A 19943-nucleotide genomic window follows, 5' to 3' on the forward strand; every position below is an offset into this window, starting at 1 on the left:
AGGGTAACATATTCGCTACTGCGCTCAAGCAGGTAGCAGCCTGTGCTCGTTCGCTCCGGTCGACAGAAAGCTCCCCGTTGTACTCGTTTGCCCGGCTCGGGTGCTCGCCGCTCCCGGAGCCCCTGCGCCGTCAAGCGGGCTCGCGTGCCACGTGACAGCCGGGTCGCGGGCAATGAACAAGCCGGCTCACCCAGTCGCTCAGGGCTTCTTCCGCCAGACGGTGTCACCGGTCCCGAAGTACACGTTCGCGAACCACCGGGAATACTTGTCCGGGTCCGTCAGGATCAGGTGGAAGTGCCCGGGGTTCTCCATGCCGTGTACCAGCGTGAACTCGCCCTCCGGCTTGTCCAGGTTCTGCATTTGCAGGTCGAGCGTCCCCGTCACGGCCCCGGCGGTGGTCGACGCCGTCAGGTAGAAGTAGAGCTTGCCCTTCTGACCGGCTGGCAGCTTGTACTTCCCGCGCACCAGGTACTGGCCGCCGACCTCGATCTTCGGCCGCGTGCCCCAGACCTCGCGGATCTCGATGCGCCAGCCGTCGCGCGTCTCCGTGTCGCCGATCTCGAACGCGACCCGGTGCTTGAACCGCTCAGCCAGCGCGCCGGCTGCTGCGGCCCCGTCGCGCCCGGCGGGAACCTCCTGCTCCAGCTTGGCGAGCTTCTGCTGGAGCTGCTGGAGTTGTTGTTTCACCTCCGCCACGCGCTCGCGCACGTCGTCCGGATTCGCCCGCGTGCTCTCCTGTGCCGGCGCTTCGGTCGCCCCGGTCGTCGAAACCAGCCCCAGCACGGTGCCCCCGAAGACGAGAGCCGCGGCAGTCACGAGTTTCGTGAGGAACATGGATCGCCCTACTCCTTCCGTTAACGGAACACCCCGGCCCGAAAGAACGGCACTCATACTCGCTTCGTCGGTCGCGGCCCGGCCCGTCGAAGCGACCAGTCCGGCGGGGACGCCGGCCGAGGTCGTGCCACCTGCAAGCGCGGCCGCCACCAGAGCCGCGGCGAACCCGCGGTGGGCCAGCCGCCGGGCCAGAATGCTCCGCCCGCGCGCGAGCCGGCTCGCCACCGTCCCCTCGGCCCATCCGAGTTGCTCGGCCACTTCCCTGCGCGTCTTACCTTCCAGGTCGCACAGGACGACCGCGACCCGGTACCGCTCCGCCAGTCGCCCCAGTTCTTCGTCCAACACGTGCCGGAGTTCGGTCGACGGCCCCTCCGGAATTGCCCCTCGCGGGGGTACCGTCGCTTCCTTAGCCCGACGGCGCGCGGTCGCATCCCGGGCTTCCAGAGACGTGCGGGTGGCGACCCCGTGGAGCCAGTTGGCGATGGCGTCGGGCGCCCGGAGGGAAGCCGCCCGGCGGACGAGCACGAGAAAAGTGATCTGGAAGGCGTCTTCGGCGTCCGGCTCGTTGCGGAGAATGCGTCGGCAGACGCCCAGCACCATCGGACCGTGCCGGCGGACAAGAGCCTCGAACGCGCTGCCGTCCCGGTTCCGGACGTAGCGCTCCCACAACTCGGTGTCTGCCAAGCCCGCTGCGTGTCGGCAAGCCAGCGCATCACCCAGCCGTCGGACGGCCCCACTCAATTGCGTCGGCACCGTTCCTCTCCTCGGAGGATGGGATTCCTTTCACCCCTTCATACTGGGTCGAGGAGAGCGATTTGTTCCACTTTTTTTGTTTCCCAGCGTCGTGCTGAGGTTGCCACGGAAAGGGCTGCGGTGGCGTTTCACGTCGCGTCTGAAGGAAGTGGTATTTTGTCCATATTTCGACAAGGGAGGTATTGCTAAGCCGAATCGAATTTGTTAATTTGTCCACTATCCGGTAGGAGGTCGTTATGTCGTTCAGTAACGCGCCGTGCGTGATGGGTACACACAGCGTCGGGCACAGCCCGACCTACCGCTCCCGCGACGACCTGTGGTTGCGTGCTTCGTAACGGCTCGACGCAGAACAGCCCAAAAGTCGTCGATTCTGTAACCAAACACCCCCAAAAACGACGTGTTCAACACATTTGCAGGGCTGAAACGGGGTGAAACGAGAGGTGATGTTAGCCTGATGTTAGCGTGCCGGGTGCGTTTTTGCCGGGGCTTTTGCCTCCGGCGCCCGGGTCCGGGAGGCGGGAAATGTTAGCAAATGTTATCCGAGACCCGAGTCGCACACGGACCGCGAGGTCGGATGATTCACCCGGCGCGGTGCGCTGATCGCGGGCCGGTGCCGTCATCGCGCTTGCTTCTGGTCGCGAGCTGTTCGATAACTACGCCACACGCTTTCGCCGGAGAGTCATCGACATGGTGCGCATCGGTATCGTCGGCATCGGGTTCATGGGCCGGATTCACTTCCTCGCGAGCCAGCGCCTCACGGGGGCGAAGGTCACGGCCATTTGCAGCCGCGACGCGGCCAAGCGCGCGGGCGACTGGCGCAACACGCGCGGGAACTTCGGTCCCGAACCCGGGCAGGTCGATCTCACGGGCGTGAAGGCCTACGCGGACCTGAGCGAAATGCTCGCGGACCCCGACATCGACCTCATTGATGTGTGTACGGTCACCGACCAGCACACGCCGATCGTGCTCGCCGCGCTCAAGGCCGGCAAACACGTACTCGTGGAGAAGGCGATCGCGCTGTCGCCGCAGGACGCCGACGCGATGGTGGCGGCCGCGAAGAGCGCGGGCAAGCTCCTGATGGTCGCGCACGTGTTGCCGTTCTTCCCGGAGTTCCGGTTCGCGGCCGAGGTCATTTCCGGCGGGCTGTACGGGAAAGTGGTCGGGGCGCATTTCAAGCGCGTGATCGCGAAACCGGACTGGTCCGCGGACATCGGCGACGCCGCGAAGACCGGCGGACCGGCCGTCGACCTGCACATCCACGACACGCACTTCATCGGCCTCGTGTGCGGCGTGCCCAAGCACGTGTTCTCGGTGGGCACGGTCGAGAGCGACGCGGTGACGTATCTCACCACGTCCTACCTCTACGGCCCGGGCGGTCCCGCGGTGACGTGCTCCAGCGGGGCGGTGAGCATGGGCGGGCGCCCGTTCGTTCACGGCTACGAGATCTACCTGGAGAAAGCGACGCTGCTGTACGACTCCGGTGGCGTCCCGTTGACGATGTTGACGGCGGACGGGCGCTCTACGCAGCCCGAGCTGGCTGGTGGGGGCGACGCACTCTCGGCGTTCTCGGACGAACTCCAAGCTGCGGTGACCGGCGTAACCACGGGGACGGAGCCGGCACTGTTGAGTGGGCAACTGGCGCGGGACGCGCTGGTGTTGTGCCACCGAGAAATCGAGTCTGTGAAACTGGGTAAGCCGGTCGCCATCGGCTAGTTACCCAAAGCGCCCATCCTCGATAACCGGAACGACCCTTACCGATTGCACGGGAATGTGGCGCGTTAAGTTGCAACGGTTCTCGCGACTTCGCGAGTTCTGCCGATCTGAACAGGCAGAGCCGAAGAGTCAAGGCGAGGGACCGGTGATGAATGCGCGTTCCTGGGCAATCTGTGTGATCCTGGCAACCGTACTGGCGAGCACCGGGTGCGTTTTGTGCTGCACGAAGGGGTACGAGAAGACGCTGAATCACGGCCCCGACCTCGATCTCCCGGTGCAGTGCCGGAACGAAGTTCACGTGTTCATGATGCACGGCCTCACGCCCACGACGGATTGCGGGCTGAACGCGCTCCGCATGAAGCTCGGGGACGCCGGCTTCGCCAAGGTGGGCATGGGCGAGCTGTGCCACGGCGGGTGGGTGAAATCGGAGATCGACTGCATCCGGCGCACCGACCCGGACGCGCGGTTCGTGCTCCTCGGGTACGACCTCGGGGCCGCGACCGCGGTTTCGCTCTCCCGCGACCTCACCGCAAAGGGGATCCCCGTCGAGGCCGTCGTGCTGCTCGACCCGATGGGCTGCCCCGCGGAACCGTGCGGCTCCCGCACGCTGCTCATCACGAGCGGAACGTGCGCCGCGAGTGTCCCGCACTCCAGTCGCGTCGTGGTGGGCAACGCCAGTCACTTCGGGCTGCCCGCGCACCCGACAACGGTAGCGGTGATTACGGACCTGCTCAACAACATCGCGGCCCAGAACTGCGAACCGCCGCTGGAGGTAACCCCGGACAGCAGCACCCCCGGCACGGTCGCCCGGCGCGCCCCGAACCAACAGTCGGGCGGCGAGTGGGGCTTCCTCTCCGACCGCGGTCCCGTGCGTGCGATCGGCACCCACGTGAGCACTCGCCCCGTGCCGTCGGCCCCGGCCGCGTCGGGTGCGGTCGTGCAGAAACCGTGAATGGTACCAAATCGTGCGGATGGGTGATCTTCTGTAGCCGGCCTCTGCGAGGCCGGTGAGCCACAAACCGTGGATAGCCCGGCCTCACAGAGGCCGGCTACAGAAGGCAATCAAAACGAGTCGATATGGCCTCGTCCGGGTGTGGCCGTGCTGCTTCAATAACCACATGAAACTGAAGCAGCAGCCGGAGGACTTCCGGGTCGAGGAACTGACCGACACCGTGCCCGACGCGGGCGATTTCGCGCTGTACCGGCTCGACAAGACCGGTTGGACCACGCCGGACGCGCTCGCGGCGATCCGCCGGCGCTGGCAACTCGACTTCCGCCGGCTGAGTTACGGCGGGCTAAAGGATCGCCACGCGGTGACCTCACAGCACGTCACCGTGTTCCGCGGGGCGAAGCGGAACCTGTCCCACGAGCGCGTGACGCTCACGTACCTCGGTCAGTGCGCGGAGCCGTTTACCGCGGCCAACATCCGTGCGAACCGCTTCACGATCGCGCTCCGCTCCCTGAGCGACGGCGCCATCACCCACGCCGAAGACGCGCTCCGCGAGGTCGCCGGCGCGGGAGTGCCGAACTACTTCGACGATCAGCGCTTCGGCTCGGTCGGGGAGGCAGAAGAGTTCGTCGCGAAGGAGATGGTGTTCGGGCGGTTCGAGCGGGCACTGTGGCTCGCGCTCGCGGCGCCCTACGAGTTCGACCGGGCCGATGCGAAGCGCGAGAAGGCCACACTCATCGAGTTGTGGGGCAAGTGGCCCGAGTGCCAGGCGAAACTGCCGAAGGGCCACGCCCGCAGCCTGGTCAGTTACCTCGCCGCGCACCCGACCGACTTCAAGGGCGCGGTCGCGCGGCTGCGGCCGGAACTTCAGGGCCTGTATCTGTCTGCGTACCAGAGCTACCTCTGGAACAAGATGCTGGCCGCGTGGCTCACCGCGACGCTCGGCGCGGAGAATTTGACCACAGTGGAACTGAAGCTCGGGCGCGTTCCCGCGCCGGTGCGCGTGTCGGAGGAACACCGTGCTGCGTGGGAATCACTCACACTCCCGCTCCCCTCCGCGCGCGTGAAGCCTGCTCCCGATGCCGTGTGGCTGCCGATCGTTGAAGAGGCGCTGAAGTCGGAGGGCCTAACGCTCGCGGAACTGAAAGTGAAGGGGATGCAGAAGCCGTTCTTCTCGAAGGGCGACCGCTCCGCGTGCGTGCGCCCCGAGAACCTGAGCCACACCGCGGAGGCCGACGAGCTGAACCGCGGGCGCAAGAAACTGGTGCTCCGCTTCGACCTCCCGCGCGGCAGCTACGCGACGATGCTGGTAAAACGCGTTACTTCCCCTTCACCAACTCCTTGAATGTACCGCAGATGATGGGGGCGGCTTCAGGCCCGACGCTGTTCATTTCGCCGTACTGGGACTTCTTCAGCCCGTAGCAGAACGGGGCTTTGTCGTCCCACTGGCGCTTCGGGATGAAGTACCCCAGTTCGTCGTTCGCGAGGCCGATCAGCATGCGGTGCTTGCCCTTCAACTGTTCGTAGATGGCGGGTTCGATGGGGGCGTCGGGGAAGTCCGCTCCGGGATCAGCCGGGTTCTGGACCTTCCCCAGCACCAGTTCGGGGTAGATTTCGCCCGGTATCGCGGCGATTTCGAGTTCGCCGAGTTTCAGGTACCCGACTTCCGTTTTGACCGCGACAGGCTTCGTAACGTCCTTCGTCGCAGTGAACTTCTTCGGTGTGGGCGTCCCTTCCCAGGCGTACATGGTGCGGTCGAGCGTGCCGAGCGACCACCCGAGCCGGTAAACGGCGTTCTCCACCGGCACCAGAAGCTCCTGCGTGCGAGCCGTGAACGGCGTCAGTTTTACGGGCGCTGCGTCCTTCAGCGCCTTGTCCGCGAGGGCGGCAACGAGTCGGCCGTAGCGCTCCGTTTTCTCGAACGTTCCGTCGGCGAGTTCCTTGCCCTTCTCGTCCTTGATCGGCAGCTTCAGCGTGGTCATGAGCCCGCCGACGGTCCCGGTGAAGTACGCCACCGGGCACTTGTGCGATTCCCGCAAGTGCTTCACCGTGTAGTGAATGAAGTCGGCCGAAATCTCAGTGTTCCGCGAATCGAGCGATTCCGGGTGGCAGTTCCACTGCACCAACACGCCGAGCGACTTGTTGGTCTTCGGTTCGCGGAACTGGAGCACCACCAGTTCGTCGTGCTTCACGACCGGCTTGCGGTTGTCGAGTAGCAGATCGGGATCGCTCGCCTTCCCGATGCGCACGGTGGCCGGTGTGCGGGCTTTGTCTGCGGCCCTGATCGCGTCCGCGCAGCCCGTTTCCAGTTTCTTCTGGTAGTCGGCATCGATTCCCGTTTGAATCGGCGTCGGCCCCCAAAGGCCAAGTGTGTCCGGCCCTTCGTGGTTGTGGGTCGCAGAGACGAGCACGTACTTGAACCCGGTTACTTTCTCGCGGATCCGCTCGACGCTCGGGAGGAACAGCCCGATCACGTCGACCGACACGAACGCGATTTTCTCGTCGCCGTCGCCCATTACGACGGCCCGCGCCGTGATCGGGTCGTGGACCTTCGTTGCCTTGCGGTTCTGACCGAACCCCGCGATGTACACCGGCTTCTTCCCGACTTCGGGCGTGACGTCCACTTCACCGAAGCCCACACTGAACTCCCCCGCGGAACCGGGGAGAGCGAAGGAGAGGAGCACGCACAGCGCGGAGGCGAATCGCATGAGAACTCTCGGAAAGATTGAGGGAGAGCCGCGGATCACACAGATCAAAACAGAAGACAGGGATCAGAGACTCGATGTGTGTTAGTTTTCAGCCCCGTTAGGGGCGTAGGCAAGTAGCCAGGGGTGAAGCGCAGCGCAACCCCTGGCGAACGGCACGTGCGCCGGGTGGTCCGCCAGGGGGTTGTGCTCGCGTAGCTCGCTTCACCTGGCTACTCGCCTACGCCCCTAACGGGGCTAACCAATACACTCTTTTGCCTTTCTGATTTCTCGGCCTTGATCCGTATTATCTGCGTAATCCGCGGCGAATTTCGCTCCTACCCCGCGCATTCGCGCATGTAGCGGATGCTGTCGCGGGCGATGGTATCGGGGTCGGGGGAGTAGTCGAACACCTCGACCGACACCCAACCGGCGTAGTTCACGTCTTTGAGTGCCTGGAAGACGGGTTTGAAGTCGGTGTTACCGAAGCCCGGTCCGCGCTTGTTCGGGTCGTTGGCGTGGAAGTGGTGCATGTACTCGCGGTTCGCGCGAATCACGTCCGGCGTGGGTGCGGACTCCGCGGCCATTGCCTTCACGTCGAGGTGCAGTTTCACGAACGGGTGGGCCAGCTTCCGCGCGAGAGCGACGCCCTCTGCGGCGGTGGTCATAAAGTTCGTTTCCGCCGGTGTGAGCGGCTCCAGACACAGGTACACGCGGTCGCGTTCCAGTGCCGGGAGGCAGTGAGTGAGTGTGTCCGCAGCGAACGCTTCACCCTGCTCGCGGGTGATCCCTACGGCTAGGTTGCGCTGAAAGGGCGACCCGAGTACGAGGATGTCGCCGCCCAGATCGGCCGCGGCGTGCGACAGTTCGGCGAGGTACTCCCCCGTGCGCTTGCGGGTCGCGGCGTCGGGCGAAGTCAGGTGAAAACCCTCTGTTTTTGCGAGCAGCCAGTGGAGCCCGATGAGCTGCACGCCCGCTGATTCCGCTTGCTTGCGCAGCTCGGACCGGCGCGCGGTGCTCACGTCCGTAATGCGCGGGGCGAGCGTAAACGGTGCGACTTCGAGCCCGGTGTAGCCCAATTCCGCGATCCGGGCGCAAACACGGGCGTGCTCCCAGCCCTCGAACGTTTCGTTGCAGATGGCGTATTTCATGGGAAGCTCACTTCGCGCTCCTGGCGCTTCGCTTCGGTCGGGTCGATAACCGTCAGTTTGATGGCCTTTTGGCCCTTCGCGGCCGCATAGAACTCGGCGGGGGTCGTGACCGCTTTGTCGTTCACGTGCGTGACGAGCCAGCGCTTTTGTGGGTCGTCTCCCAGCTTCTTGAAGGCCGCCTCAGCGGGCGAATTCGGTACGAGGGTGCCGATCGATACGCCGCTAGGAATGTTCCTGGGTGTGGTCGCTCGAGCGCGCTCGCCCACAGTTTGCGCGAGGATGCTGTCGTGGTCGACGCGCAGCCCGAATACCGGGTCCGGGCGAACGGAGGCGATCACGGGGCGGGTGTGCTGCCACTTACCCAGTGCGAGAGTGACGTCGCGCGTGTTGCCAATTGTGAGCGTCACTTTTGTACCGGCAAGGGCTGACCCGATGTGGCCCAGTAAATCGTCGTAGTTTCGGACCGTGGCACCGTCGATGTGCGTGATGACGTCCCCGGGGCTGATACCGGCTTTTGCGGCCGGGCCGAGCGGGGTCGTACCACTCACCGTGAGGGATGCGAAGTTGGTGCCCAGCAACACGCCGAGAAACCCGATTTCAACTTCTTCCCCGCGCCGCAGAACTTCGATGACTCGGAGGCGCTGTTCCGTTAAAGGGAATGCGTACTCGGGCTGCTTTTCGCCAAGTCCCGGCACCGGTGCGCTCGTCGTCAGGCCGATCATCTCGCCGTCGAGGTTCAGGAGCGCGGCGCCACTGATGCCCGTATTCAGCTTGGCATCGTGTTCCAAAAACGGGCCGTGGAGGTAGTAATCATCCAACCGTCTCTGGCGCTGGTCCAAGCCTTGGATGGGGAGGTGGTGGCGCACGTTCGTTACGCTGCCGAGCGCCACACTTGGCTTATTAATTGGGAGATTTGGTACGTAAGCACTTGCGACCAGTACGGCGAGCTTGCCGGTGGTAACGTTCCCCCTTGGGCCGTCGCGCTGCGTGAGCCGGACGTCTCCGAATTTGATTGCTTTCAACCCCACGGGCGGGGTGAGTAGCCTCAGCACCGCGAGGTCGTGGCACGCATCGGCCGCGTGGATGTCTGCGTAAGACCCGGCCGCGCCGGGCAAGTGGACGTAGATCTTGGTCGCGCCGTCGACGACGTGGTAGGGTGTGAGGACGAGCCCCTTATCGTCGATGACCACCCCGCACGCGAACCCGTGGTCGGCGACGGCTCGTGGGTCCGACAGGTCGAGCGCCTTGGCCAGTTGCTCGCCCCCGTTCGGATTGTCCTTCGCGAACTGCTTCGGGTCGAACGCGCCGAGCGCGCCCGGTACGTCGCTGGTCGGCTTCGGGTACTTCTCGCTCCGCGACACGACCACGCACGCGACGCACGGCCCGGCGCGCTCGTTCGCGGCAACGAGTTTGCGCTCGACGGCCCGGAGCAGATCGTCCGCGGTCGTTTCCCGGTCCTGGGCGGGGAGCGCCAGGGCGAACGCGGACAGCACCAGCAGTGACACGGCAGCGCGCATGGACCGCCTCCGGGCGGAAAGGTGACTCCGTTGTACCCGCCCGGGGGCGCGAACGCCAGCAGCGGTGCCCCTACAGACCGGCCCGCGCCGCGCTCACGTAGGCCTCGAAGTTCGCGACCGGGGTGCCCTTATCGACGCCGTGGTTCAGGTTCATGATGTGGCGCTCGCCGCCGCCTGCCCGGAGGCACGCTTTGACCGCGTCGCGCACCTGTTCTGGAGTGCCGCTCCGGAGGATCTCTTCGTCGACGTTCCCTTGGAACGCGAGGTTGGGGTACTTCTGGCGCGCGGCGGCGAGGTCGTGAACGCTCCCCAGGCTAATGACTTCCGCGCCCGAATCGCACATCCGGTCCAGGTACGGACCTTCCTTTACGAAGAGGATGCGCGGAACGCCCGTGGCTCGCGTGATGATGTCCGCGTGGAATGGGTGCGCCCAGCGGTCGTACTCGTCCAGAGACAGTCCGCCGGCCCACGAGTCGAAGAGCTGGTAAGCGTCCGCGCCGTCGGCGATCAGCGTGCGCAGGAACCGGACCGTGGCCCCCGAGAGCCGTTCGAGCAACCCGTTCCACACGGCCGGTTCTTCCGCGGCGAAGCGCCGGGTCGCGTCCACGTCCTTGCCGGTACCGATGCAGTACGTGGCCACCGTGAACGGGGCGCCGGCGAACACCAGCACCGGCAAATCGCCTTGCAACTCGTCTTTGACACGCTTCAGTAGCGCGCGAATGTGGGCGTAGGACTCCGGTTGCGGATTGGGGTTCAGCCGGTCGAGGTCCGCGCGCGTGCGGATCGGGCGGTCCGGGACCGGTCCCGCGCCGGGCTGCAACTCGAACGGCACCCCCATCGAGAACGGCAGCGTGGTGATGTCGTAGAAGAGGATGATCGCGTCCACACCGAACCGGCGCGGGCACAGCGACGCGCGGGCCGACCCCTCGACGTCGGCCGAGAACTCGTAGAACGGTTTGCCGGCGCGGACCTTTTGGAACTCCGGGTCCCAGCGTCCGGCCTGGCGCATGGCCCACACCGGGGGCCGTTCGACGCGCTCGCCGTTTGCTGCGCGAACCAGAAGGTGCTTGTCGTGGAATGAATCGGGCATGGCTTCTCGAAGAACCTAACCCCCCGGCCCCCCTTCCCTAAGAAGGAAGGGGGAGTAAACAGTCTCCTGTCTTACTCCCCCTTCCTTCTTAGGGAAGGGGTTAGGCTCTTCTTCACACTCACGGCTTCTCACCAACGTACAGGGTCGCGACCCCGAAGGTGAACGGCACGTACTTCACCTCGCCCAGTCCGGCCGCGCGCATTTTGTCCGCAAGGGCTTCGTAATCTGGGAATTTCAGCACGCTCGCGGGGAGGTAGCGGTACGCGCTCTCGCCGCTGCGCGAGACGAGTTGGCCGACGAGCGGGAGCACGTAGCGGAAGTACCAGCCGTAGAGCCGGCCCAAGACCGGGCTGCGTGGCTTCGAGAACTCCAGTACCGCGACGCGCCCGCCCGGGCGCGTGACGCGGACCATTTCGGCCAGCCCACGATCGGTATCGGTCACGTTGCGCAGGCCGAACGCATTCGTGACGAGCTGAAACGTGTCGTCGGCGAACGGCAGCGCCTGTGCGTCGGCTTCCACGAACTTCACGCGCCCCCCCGCGCCCGCGGCGTCGGCCTTCTTCGCCGCGAGAACCAGCATCTCGTGGGCGAAATCGGCCCCGACGACGGGCACTGCCCCTCGCGCGTCGCGGTCGTAGGTGAGCGCGAGGTCGCCCGTGCCGGTGCAGAGATCCAGGATCGGGCCGAGGCTCGCGGGGCCGGGCGGTACGAGCCGGGCGGTACGGTCGCGCCACCGCTTGTCGATGTTCAGCGAGAGTAAGTGGTTCAGGAAGTCGTACCACGGCGCGATCTGACCGAACATGCGCCGGATGCGAACTTCCCGCTTGTCGAGCAACTGTGAAGACACGTAATGATCCCGTGAACGCTGGTAGCCTTGAGAGCGCTGGTTTATAACCTCAACCGAGGTCCGGCCCTCGTGTTAACACCCCCAACGCTCAAGGAGCGGCCCGTGCTGGAACGGAACACGCTGGTCGTCAAGCAAAAAACGAAGCTGTTCTCCTCCCGCGCCTCGTTCGAGATTCTTGACGAGACCGGCACGGTGGTCGGCACCGCGGAACAGTCCACGACGCCCCTCGCGAAGCTCCTGGGCACGTTGATGGGACCGCCGGCCACGCAGATCGAGTTCCGCGAGAAGCCGGACGATTCGCTCGTGTTCACCGTGCGCCGCCGGGGCCTGCTCCTCAAGAAGGTCGAAGTGCTCGACTCGCAGGGGGCGGTGATCGGGCTGTACAAGGCGAAGAAATTCAGTCTGGCCGGTGGGTTCCACGTGTACGACGGGGCCGGCAAACACGTTGCGGAGATCCGCGGGAAGCTGTTGAAGTCGGAATACACGTTCTTCCAGCCGGACGGGAAGACGGAAATGGGGAAGGTGTCGAAGAAGTGGGCCGGGGCGATGAAGGAAATGTTCACTTCTGCTGACACTTACGCGGTTCAGATCGCCCCGCAACTCGCGGACCAGCCGACGGTGAAGATGCTGATCCTCGGCGCGGCCGTCGCGATCGACTCGCTGATGAGCACCAAGGGCGGTGGCAGCAGCGGCGGTGAAAGCGACAACGAGTAATACGGGTAGTTTTGCCCACGAATTCGGGCATCATTAAGTTGTCTGGTGATGAGAGGTCGCGGGATGGCGACGCAGAGATTGACGGTGGCAACGCTCGCCGGGCAATCTGCGATCGCCGTCGCGACCCGCTTCGATGAGTGGCGCTCGGTTGCTGACCCCGTAGCAGTAGATTAACTTTGTGCTTCGATCCGCGAGCACGCCCTATCACTACCCGTGGTGTACTTCACGGAGTGGGTGGACCGTTGGCTGATGGGTGATTTGGTCCCCGGACCGAATAAAGTTGAACGTCATCGGACTCAGGCCACCTGCCTGTCGTCTACCGAGGCCGTCGCGTGGGCGGAACGGTGCGGCGGTCAGTTTGCCGAACACGGCTGGTTGGCCAGTCGACTTCGCGAGGTGGCCGGCGGGTGGAGCGGTGTCGGTGAGCCCTATGCTGTGGTGATCGTTCGTGAGGTGGTCTGGGCCTCGGTTACCGATGACGAGGTACGGGCTGCCGCAGCAAGTGTTCCGCCGTGGCTGCTTTAGGGCGGAAATCGGGCAAATCAGTTTGTGCGATTCGGGACCGGCCATATCATCGATCGGTTCCGGTATTTCGCTCATTAATTCGGGAGGTCCGCGATGCTCACCGCCGAAGGCTGCAAGGCACGTCGTCAGCGCTTTTTGGAGCGCCTGAAGCCGTCGCACCCGGTCGTACTCGCGGACCCGCTCCACCTGCGGTACTTCGCCAACTTTTACGTCGATGGGATCAGTTCCAGCGCGGATTTCGGCGCGCTGCTTGTGATTCGCGAAGACGGTCACGCCACGCTGTACCACGATAGTAAGCTCCCAAAGGGTGTCGAGTTCGCGCAGGTCGACGAGCGCAAGCCGCTGGTGTGGTATAGCGGGCAAGAACCGGAACTCGCCCCGCGCCGGTTGGTTCTCAAACCCGCGCTCGATGCTAACGGCGGGCGTATTCACGACTCCATCGCGGACCCGCTTGGGGCCACGATCATCGGTATCGTCACCGAACTGCGCCGGCGGAAAGACCCGGACGAGGTCGCGCTCCTAAAAACGTGCATGAAGGCGTGCGACGCGGGGCACGCTTGGGGCCGGGCGAACATTCGCCCCGGGATGACGGAACTCGAAGTCTACTCGGGCGTGGCGAACGCGGTATTCGCCACACTCGGGCACTGGGCCGTTGTGTACGGGGATTTCACGATATCGGTCGGGGGGAAGAAGCGCGGGGGGCCGCCGACACCGCACAAACTCGAAGTGGGCGAACTGTTCATCCTCGACTACTCGGTGATCGTGCAGGGCTACCGCAGCGACTTCACGAACACGATCTGCGTGGGCGGAAAACCGACCGCCGACCAACAGAAGTTAATGGACCTGAGCCTGTCTGCGATCACCGCGGGCGCGAAACACCTGAAGGCCGGGGTGCCGTGCCAGGAGGTCTATGACGCGATGCGGAACGTGTTCGCAGGTGCGGGGATGGCCGATTACTTCACCACGCACGGCGGGCACGGGTTGGGGATCTCGCACCCCGAACCGCCGTACATCGTGCGCCACTCGTCCGAAACACTGGTCGCGGGTGATGTGGTGACTCTGGAACCGGGTCTTTACGTGGACGGCGTGGGTGGGCTGCGCATTGAACACAACTACCTGGTGACCGAAACCGGCAGCGAGCAACTGAGCAACCACACGATCGCGCTGGTGTAGTCGAAAAGTGAACCCCGCTCGCAAGGGCGGTGGGTAGTACGCGAACTCTGGCACCGCTCGCACCCGCCACCCTTGCGGGTGGGGTTCGCCAGCATGTTTCCTGTGGAGGGTACGCTGCTGGTAGTTACTTCAGTTTCTTCACCAGCACGTCCTTGAAGTGAACTTCCGCGCCCTCGGATTGCAGCGCGATGCGGCCCTTTGTCAGATTGCCGTTCTTGCCCTCGTTCACCTTTACGCCGTTGATGACCAGTGTGATGTCGCCGCCCTTGCAGGTAATTTCGTACTCGTTCCACTCGCCCAGCTTCTTCTCGACCGGTTCTTTGGTTTCCAGTCGGAAGAACTGGCGCTCGAGCTTCGGATTCTGGCGGCTCTTGTCCACGTCGAGCTTCGCGTCCGGCGGGTTCGTGAGGAAGATGTCTCCGGCTCGGCCGGTGAGAAGTTGCGCCTCGATCGACGTCGGCCAGTATTTCTCGTCCTGAACGTGGAGCAGCACACCCGTGTTGCCACCCTTACCGTCCGCGGGGAAACGCCACTTCACGCGCAGAACGTAATCCGAAAATTCGTTCTTGGTCACCATGTAGCCGTTGGGTTTGCCCGTGCAGCGGATGGTGCCGTCGGCCACGCTCCAGGTGGTTTTCGGGTCGGCTTTCTTGCCCTCCTTGTCCGGCTTCACGATGAACGTCCAGCCGTCGAGCGTTTTGCCGTCGAAGAGGGGCGTGAAGCCGTCGGCGTCGGCCGCGGACACGTAGGAGGGGAGCGCGAACGCGGCAAAGCAGAGCAGGGTACGCATGGTAGTTCTAAGCGAGGTCAGTGGAACAGTTTCGTGACCGGGTGTCCCGTCACCGCGCGGTACGGGCGGTCGGTGGCGTCTGTGTAGTGTGCTTCCGGTTCGATGCCGAGCGCGTGAAACATTGTCGCCGCGAGATCGCCCGGCGCGGTCGGTTCCGATTGAGGGTACGCAGCGATGCGATCGGACTTGCCGTACAGGGCGCCGGGCACGATCCCCGCGCCCGCGAGCAGCACCGAGTAGCACGCGCCCCAGTGCTTGCGCCCCGGCGACCCGCGCCCGGCGAAGGACTTTTCCACCGCGACCAAGGGCGCCCGCCCGAACTCGCCCATCACGACGACCAGCGTGCTGTCCAATAGCCCGCGGTCGGTCAGGTCTTCAAGGAACGTGGACACCGAGTGATCGAAGCGCGGGAGCAGATGCGCTTTCAGCGAGTCGAAGATGTCGTTGTGCGTGTCCCAGCCGTACTCGTCGGTGTCGTCCGGGTGATCGTCCTGTCCACGGATCCCGTGGTTGAAGAACACCGTTGTCCACGGCACCCCGGCCTCGACCAGTCGGCGCGCCATCAAACACGCCTGCCCGGATCGGTGCCGGCCGTACCGGTCGCGGAGTTTTTCGGGTTCGCGGTCGAGATCGAGTGCCGCTCGCACGCGCGGGGCGTTCACCAGCTCGAACGCTTTCAACGCGAGCGGATTGGATTTCGTGCCGGGATCGAGTTTCGCAAGCAGATCGCGGCGCGAATGGAGGCGCTCGATGGGTACATCAAGGGGCAGGCTCAATGACGCGACCAACCGGTCGGTATCGGTGACGTTGCCGAGTTCCGCGGGTTCGTACCCGCGTCCGAGGAATCCGCCGTACTGCCCCGGACTGACCTCGATCGGCGCGAGTAGTGGGCCGTTGACGTGAACGGCGGTGTGCGGAAAATGCTTCGCGGGCCTAATTCGCTTCAACACCGCGCCGAGGGCCGGAAAGTCAGTGGGGCGCGGGGGCGGGTTGGATGATCTTTGTGGGTGAAATTGCCCCGTGAGCGCGAGGTAGCACGCGGAGCCGTGATCGAGGTCGTTGTGCGTCATGGACCGCAGCACAGCGAAGCGGTCCGCGAGTGCCGCCATGCGTGGTAAGTGTTCGCAGACCCGCAGTCCCGGGTTCCGCGTTTGAATCGAGCGGAACGCGCCGCGAATTTCGGCGGGGGCGTCCGGCTTCGGATCCCAAGTGTCGAGCTGACTCTGTCCGCCGCTCGTGAAGACGACCACAACGGACTTCGCGCGGCCGAAACCCGCAGCGCCCAACGCGGGTTTCGCGTGGACTCGGGACGCAGACAGCCCCAGGGTCGCGGGAACGCCGATCCGCAGCCAGTCGCGGCGCGACAGCGTGACGGAGGTACCGGTGACTGCTGTGGTGCGGGGCATGACTCCGTTATCTCTGATAACCGGCGGTCACGGCAAGCGGTTTCTTGTGGCCGCGTTCTTATAATCTCAGCATGCTGTTCGATCAGATCACAATTGTCGGTGTCGGGCTGATCGGTGGTTCGGTCGGTCTCGCGGCGCGGGCGCGCGGGGTGGCCGGGCGCGTCGTGGGCGTGGACCGCGACGAAGCGACCATCGCGAAGGCGGTTGCGCTCGGTGCGATTGATGCGGGAACGACCAGTCTCGCCGAGGGCGTGGCAAACTCGTCCCTCGTGGTCGTGTGTACCCCAGTCGACCGAATCACCGAGGTCATTTTGGCCGCCGCGCCGCACGTTCGGCCCGGTACGCGCTTCACGGATGGTGGGAGCACGAAGGCCGGCATCGTGTCCGCGCTGCAGGGGAAGCTGCCGGCGAACGTGGAGTATATCGCCGCGCACCCGCTCGCGGGGTCCGAAAAGGCCGGCGCCGAGTACGGGCGCGCGGACATGTTCCAGAACCGCGTCACGGTCGTCATTATCAGCAAGTTTGGCGCAGATTGGGAGCGAACGGTCGCAGTCGGGCGGTTCTGGGAGGCGCTCGGTTCCCGCGTCGTGCTGATGAACGCCGAGGAGCACGACCGCACCGTTGCCGTGACGAGCCACCTGCCGCACGCGGTCGCGTCGGCGGTCGCGGGCGTCACACCGACCGAGTGGCTCCGGCTCTCCGCGGGCGGGTTCCGCGACGTGACCCGCGTGGCCGCGGGCGACCCACAGTTGTGGGCCGCGATTTTCGAGGCCAACCGCGACGCGACGCTGTCCGCACTCGCCGCGTTCACGGACCGATTAGCCGAATTCCGGAAATTGCTCGAAGCCGGCGACCACGCCGGACTCGTGCAGTGGTTAACCGAAGGGAAAAAGGTACGCGATGCTCTGGGAACTTGAAATCCGCCCGCTCGGTAAGGACGGCGAGCGCGAGCGCGTGTGTGACGAGTTCGACCTGCTCACGCACGCGGAGCGCGGCGGCGACCTCGTTAGCGCGTCCGCCCGCGGGTTCCTGCTCGAAGGCGACCTGACCGACGAGCACCGCGCGCGCCTGACCCAAGAGGTGCTCGTCGACCCGCTCGTGGAGGTCGGCGAGTTCGCCCCGGTCGGCACGCGGACCGCGCACTCGTACACGGTGCTCCTCAAACCCGGTGTAATGGAACCAGTCGCGCAAACGGTACTCGAAGCGGTCCAGTTGCTCGGTATCCCCGTAACTGCGGTGCGCACGTTCCGGCGCTACTTCGGCCCGCCGGAACTGCCGTCACTCGACCGCGACGTGCTGTTCCGCAAGGTGCTCGCGAACGACGCCATCGAGCACATCGTGTCCGGTCCGGTCAAGGCGGACCACCTCGGGTTCGGGGCGCCGTACAAGTTCGAGCTGCGCACTGTACCGGTCCGGGATCTCGACGATACCGGGTTGGTGAAGTTGAGCAAGGACAACACACTTGCCCTTTCGTTGGACGAGATGAAGGTCGTTCAGTCGCACTTCCGCGACCTGAACCGTGAGCCGACCGACGCGGAACTCGAATCGATCGCGCAGACGTGGTCCGAGCACTGCTCGCACAAAACGCTCAAGGGTACCATTACCTTCCGGGACCAGTCCACCGGCGAAACGCGCACATACAAGAATCTCCTTAAAGAGACCGTGTTCGGTGCGACGCAGACCATCCGCCAGCAGCTCGGGGCGGACGACTGGTGCGTGAGCGTGTTCGCCGATAACGCGGGGATCGTGAAGTTCGACGACAACTTCCACATCTGCATCAAGGTCGAAACGCACAACCACCCGTCCGCGATCGAACCCTACGGCGGCGCGAACACGGGATTGGGCGGGGTGATTCGTGACCTCCTCGGGACCGGTCTCGGGGCGAAGCCGGTGTGCAACACCGACGTGTTCTGCTTCGCGCCGCCGGACTTCGACCCGAACCAGTTGCCGCAGGGTGTACTGCACCCGCGCCGCGTGATGCGCGGGGTTGTGGCCGGGGTGCGCGACTACGGCAACCGCATGGGCATCCCCACGGTAAACGGGGCGATCCTGTTCGACGAGCGCTACCTCGCGAACCCGCTCGTGTTCTGCGGCACCATCGGTACGATCCCGTGCGACAAGGCGTTCAAGAAGGTTCACGACGGTGACCTGATCGTCGCGGTCGGGGGCCGTACCGGGCGCGACGGGATTCACGGTGCGACGTTCTCCAGCCTAGAACTCACGCACGAATCGGAAACGGTGAGCGGCGGTGCGGTGCAGATCGGTAACGCGATTACCGAGAAGAAGGTTCAGGACGTCATCATCCAGGCGCGCGACCGCAACCTGTTCACCGCGATTACCGATTGCGGCGCGGGCGGGTTCTCGTCGGCCGTCGGGGAGATGGGCGCGGATCTCGGCGCGACGGTGCATCTGGACAAGGCGCCGCTCAAGTACGAAGGGTTGAGCTACACCGAAATCTGGATCTCGGAATCGCAAGAGCGGATGGTGCTGTCCGTGCCACAGGAGAAGTGGCCGGAACTCCAGGCTCTGTGCGCGAGCGAAGACGTCGAGGCCGCCGTTTTGGGTACGTTCGAGAACAGCGGGCGCCTCAAGTTGTCGTACCAGGGGAACGTTGTCGCCGATCTCGACATGCACTTCCTGCACGACGGGCGCCCCACCGTCGTCAAGAACGCAGAATGGGCGCCAGCGGAATCACTTTCGGCGCAACCGAGCACCGGCGCGGCGCAAACGCCACAAGACGCCCTCGTCGCGATCTTGGGGCACTACTCGGTGTGCTCGAAGGAATGGGTGATCCGCCAATATGACCACGAGGTGCAAGGGGGCAGCGCGATCAAGCCCCTCGTGGGCGTGATGAACGACGGGCCGTCGGACGCTTCGGTTGTCGTGCCGGTACTCGGTTCGTGGACCGGCGCCGCGGTCGGGTGCGGGATCAACCACCGGTTCGCGGACCTCGACCCGTACTGGATGGCGGCGGCCGCCATCGACGAGGCCGTGCGCAACGTGGTCGCGGTGGGCGCGGATCCGAAGCGGGTCGCGATCCTCGACAACTTCTGTTGGGGGAACATCCACGACCCGAAGGTGCTCGGCGCGCTCGTGCGCACCGCGGAAGCGTGTCGCGACGTGGCGGTCGCATTCGGCACGCCGTTCATTAGCGGTAAAGACAGCCTGAACAACACTTACACCGGCAAGAGCGGCGAGCGGCTCGACATCCCGCACACGCTACTGGTCACCGCACTCGGGCGCGTGCCGGACGTTCGCAAGTGCGTCACAATGGACCTGAAAGAAACCGGGAACGCGCTCTACCTCGTGGGAACCACGAAGGACGAACTCGGCGGCTCGCACTTCAACCTCGTGACCGGGCGCACGGGCGGGAACGTGCCGAAGGTCGATCTCGCGACCGCACCGAAAGTGTTCGCGGGCGTACACGCTGCTATTGTTCAGGGGTTGGTTCGTTCGTGCCACGACTTGAGTGAGGGCGGGTTCGCGGTCGCGGCGGCGGAAATGGCGTTCGCGGGCGGGATCGGGGCCGACATCACGGCGCTGCCCGGAAACTTGTCCGACGAGGCGAAACTGTTCAGCGAATCGCCGACCCGGTTCCTCGTGGAAGTGAAGCCGGAACACGCTCCGGCGTTCGAGGCGGCTCTAGCCGGTGTAACGATTGCGCGGGTGGGCACCACCGTGTCGGACCCCCGATTGCGCGTCGCCGGCGCCAACGGCGAATGGCTCCTCTGGGTTAAATTGGCGACACTCAAGGAGGCGTGGCAGAAACCGCTGCGGTGGTGAGTGTATAATGGGGC

General features: G+C 64.9%; 15 protein-coding genes. 7 read left to right on the forward strand and 8 right to left on the reverse strand.

Features of this window, described 5'->3' with window-relative positions; all coding sequences use genetic code 11:
- Positions 1 to 198: 198 nt before the first annotated feature.
- Entirely contained in the window at positions 199 to 1587 is a 1389-nt protein-coding gene (locus VT84_RS09455) for an RNA polymerase sigma factor (RefSeq protein ID WP_157469364.1), read from the reverse strand.
- 687 nt (positions 1588 to 2274) lie between these two features.
- Between VT84_RS09455 and VT84_RS09460 the strand changes: the two genes are divergently transcribed.
- The 3 genes from VT84_RS09460 to truD all read left to right on the forward strand — a co-directional run bounded on the left by VT84_RS09460 (position 2275) and on the right by truD (position 5594).
- Positions 2275 to 3300, forward strand: coding sequence for a Gfo/Idh/MocA family protein (locus VT84_RS09460; protein ID WP_082839350.1), 1026 nt, complete (start codon positions 2275 to 2277; stop codon positions 3298 to 3300).
- 148 nt (positions 3301 to 3448) lie between these two features.
- A complete protein-coding gene (locus tag VT84_RS09465) occupies positions 3449 to 4252 on the forward strand; it encodes a hypothetical protein (protein ID WP_157469366.1) in 804 nt (267 codons plus the stop codon).
- Between the two features lie 166 nt (positions 4253 to 4418).
- Entirely contained in the window at positions 4419 to 5594 is a 1176-nt protein-coding gene (truD, locus tag VT84_RS09470; RefSeq protein ID WP_082839352.1) for a tRNA pseudouridine(13) synthase TruD, read from the forward strand.
- Here the strand turns inward: truD and VT84_RS09475 are convergent.
- The 5 genes from VT84_RS09475 to ubiE form a co-directional block, all read right to left on the reverse strand.
- Positions 5569 to 6957, reverse strand: coding sequence for a neutral/alkaline non-lysosomal ceramidase N-terminal domain-containing protein (locus VT84_RS09475; RefSeq protein ID WP_082839353.1), 1389 nt, complete (start codon positions 6955 to 6957; stop codon positions 5569 to 5571). The genes truD and VT84_RS09475 overlap by 26 nt on opposite strands.
- Positions 6958 to 7271: 314 nt before the next feature.
- Complete coding sequence (locus VT84_RS09480; RefSeq protein WP_082839354.1) at positions 7272 to 8084, reverse strand: sugar phosphate isomerase/epimerase family protein; 813 nt, start codon at positions 8082 to 8084, stop codon at positions 7272 to 7274.
- On the reverse strand, positions 8081 to 9601 hold the full coding sequence (locus VT84_RS09485) for a trypsin-like peptidase domain-containing protein (RefSeq protein WP_082839355.1): 1521 nt from the start codon (positions 9599 to 9601) through the stop codon (positions 8081 to 8083). Before VT84_RS09485 ends, VT84_RS09480 begins: the two co-directional genes overlap by 4 nt.
- 70 nt (positions 9602 to 9671) lie before the next feature.
- The gene (locus VT84_RS09490) at positions 9672 to 10691 is read right to left on the reverse strand and encodes a uroporphyrinogen decarboxylase family protein (RefSeq protein ID WP_082839356.1); all 1020 of its coding nucleotides are present in this window, start codon (positions 10689 to 10691) and stop codon (positions 9672 to 9674) included.
- A 118-nt stretch (positions 10692 to 10809) separates the two neighbouring features.
- Complete coding sequence (gene ubiE, locus VT84_RS09495) at positions 10810 to 11538, reverse strand: bifunctional demethylmenaquinone methyltransferase/2-methoxy-6-polyprenyl-1,4-benzoquinol methylase UbiE (protein WP_082839357.1); 729 nt, start codon at positions 11536 to 11538, stop codon at positions 10810 to 10812.
- A gap of 69 nt (positions 11539 to 11607) precedes the next feature.
- On the opposite strand from ubiE, the gene VT84_RS09500 reads away from it, so the two are divergent.
- Positions 11608 to 12252 carry a phospholipid scramblase-related protein gene (locus VT84_RS09500; RefSeq protein WP_157469368.1) on the forward strand — a complete coding sequence of 215 codons (645 nt, stop codon included), beginning with the start codon at positions 11608 to 11610 and terminating at the stop codon, positions 12250 to 12252.
- 618 nt (positions 12253 to 12870) lie between these two features.
- Positions 12871 to 13950 (forward strand): M24 family metallopeptidase, encoded by a 1080-nt coding sequence (locus VT84_RS09505; protein ID WP_082839359.1) that lies wholly within the window; start codon positions 12871 to 12873, stop codon positions 13948 to 13950.
- A gap of 124 nt (positions 13951 to 14074) precedes the next feature.
- Here VT84_RS09505 and VT84_RS09510 read toward each other — a convergent pair whose 3' ends face one another.
- Positions 14075 to 14740, reverse strand: coding sequence for a DUF1080 domain-containing protein (locus tag VT84_RS09510; protein ID WP_082839360.1), 666 nt, complete (start codon positions 14738 to 14740; stop codon positions 14075 to 14077).
- Between the two features lie 17 nt (positions 14741 to 14757).
- A complete protein-coding gene (locus VT84_RS09515) occupies positions 14758 to 16146 on the reverse strand; it encodes a DUF1501 domain-containing protein (protein WP_082839361.1) in 1389 nt (462 codons plus the stop codon).
- A 71-nt stretch (positions 16147 to 16217) separates the two neighbouring features.
- Between VT84_RS09515 and VT84_RS09520 the strand changes: the two genes are divergently transcribed.
- The gene (locus VT84_RS09520) at positions 16218 to 17063 is read left to right on the forward strand and encodes a prephenate dehydrogenase (protein ID WP_082839362.1); all 846 of its coding nucleotides are present in this window, start codon (positions 16218 to 16220) and stop codon (positions 17061 to 17063) included.
- The gene (gene purL, locus VT84_RS09525; RefSeq protein ID WP_082839363.1) at positions 17047 to 19929 is read left to right on the forward strand and encodes a phosphoribosylformylglycinamidine synthase subunit PurL; all 2883 of its coding nucleotides are present in this window, start codon (positions 17047 to 17049) and stop codon (positions 19927 to 19929) included. The genes VT84_RS09520 and purL overlap by 17 nt, the downstream gene beginning before the upstream one ends.
- Positions 19930 to 19943: the final 14 nt, after the last annotated feature.

This window comes from Gemmata sp. SH-PL17 (genome assembly GCF_001610855.1).
Taxonomy (GTDB): Bacteria; Planctomycetota; Planctomycetia; order Gemmatales; family Gemmataceae; genus Gemmata; species Gemmata massiliana.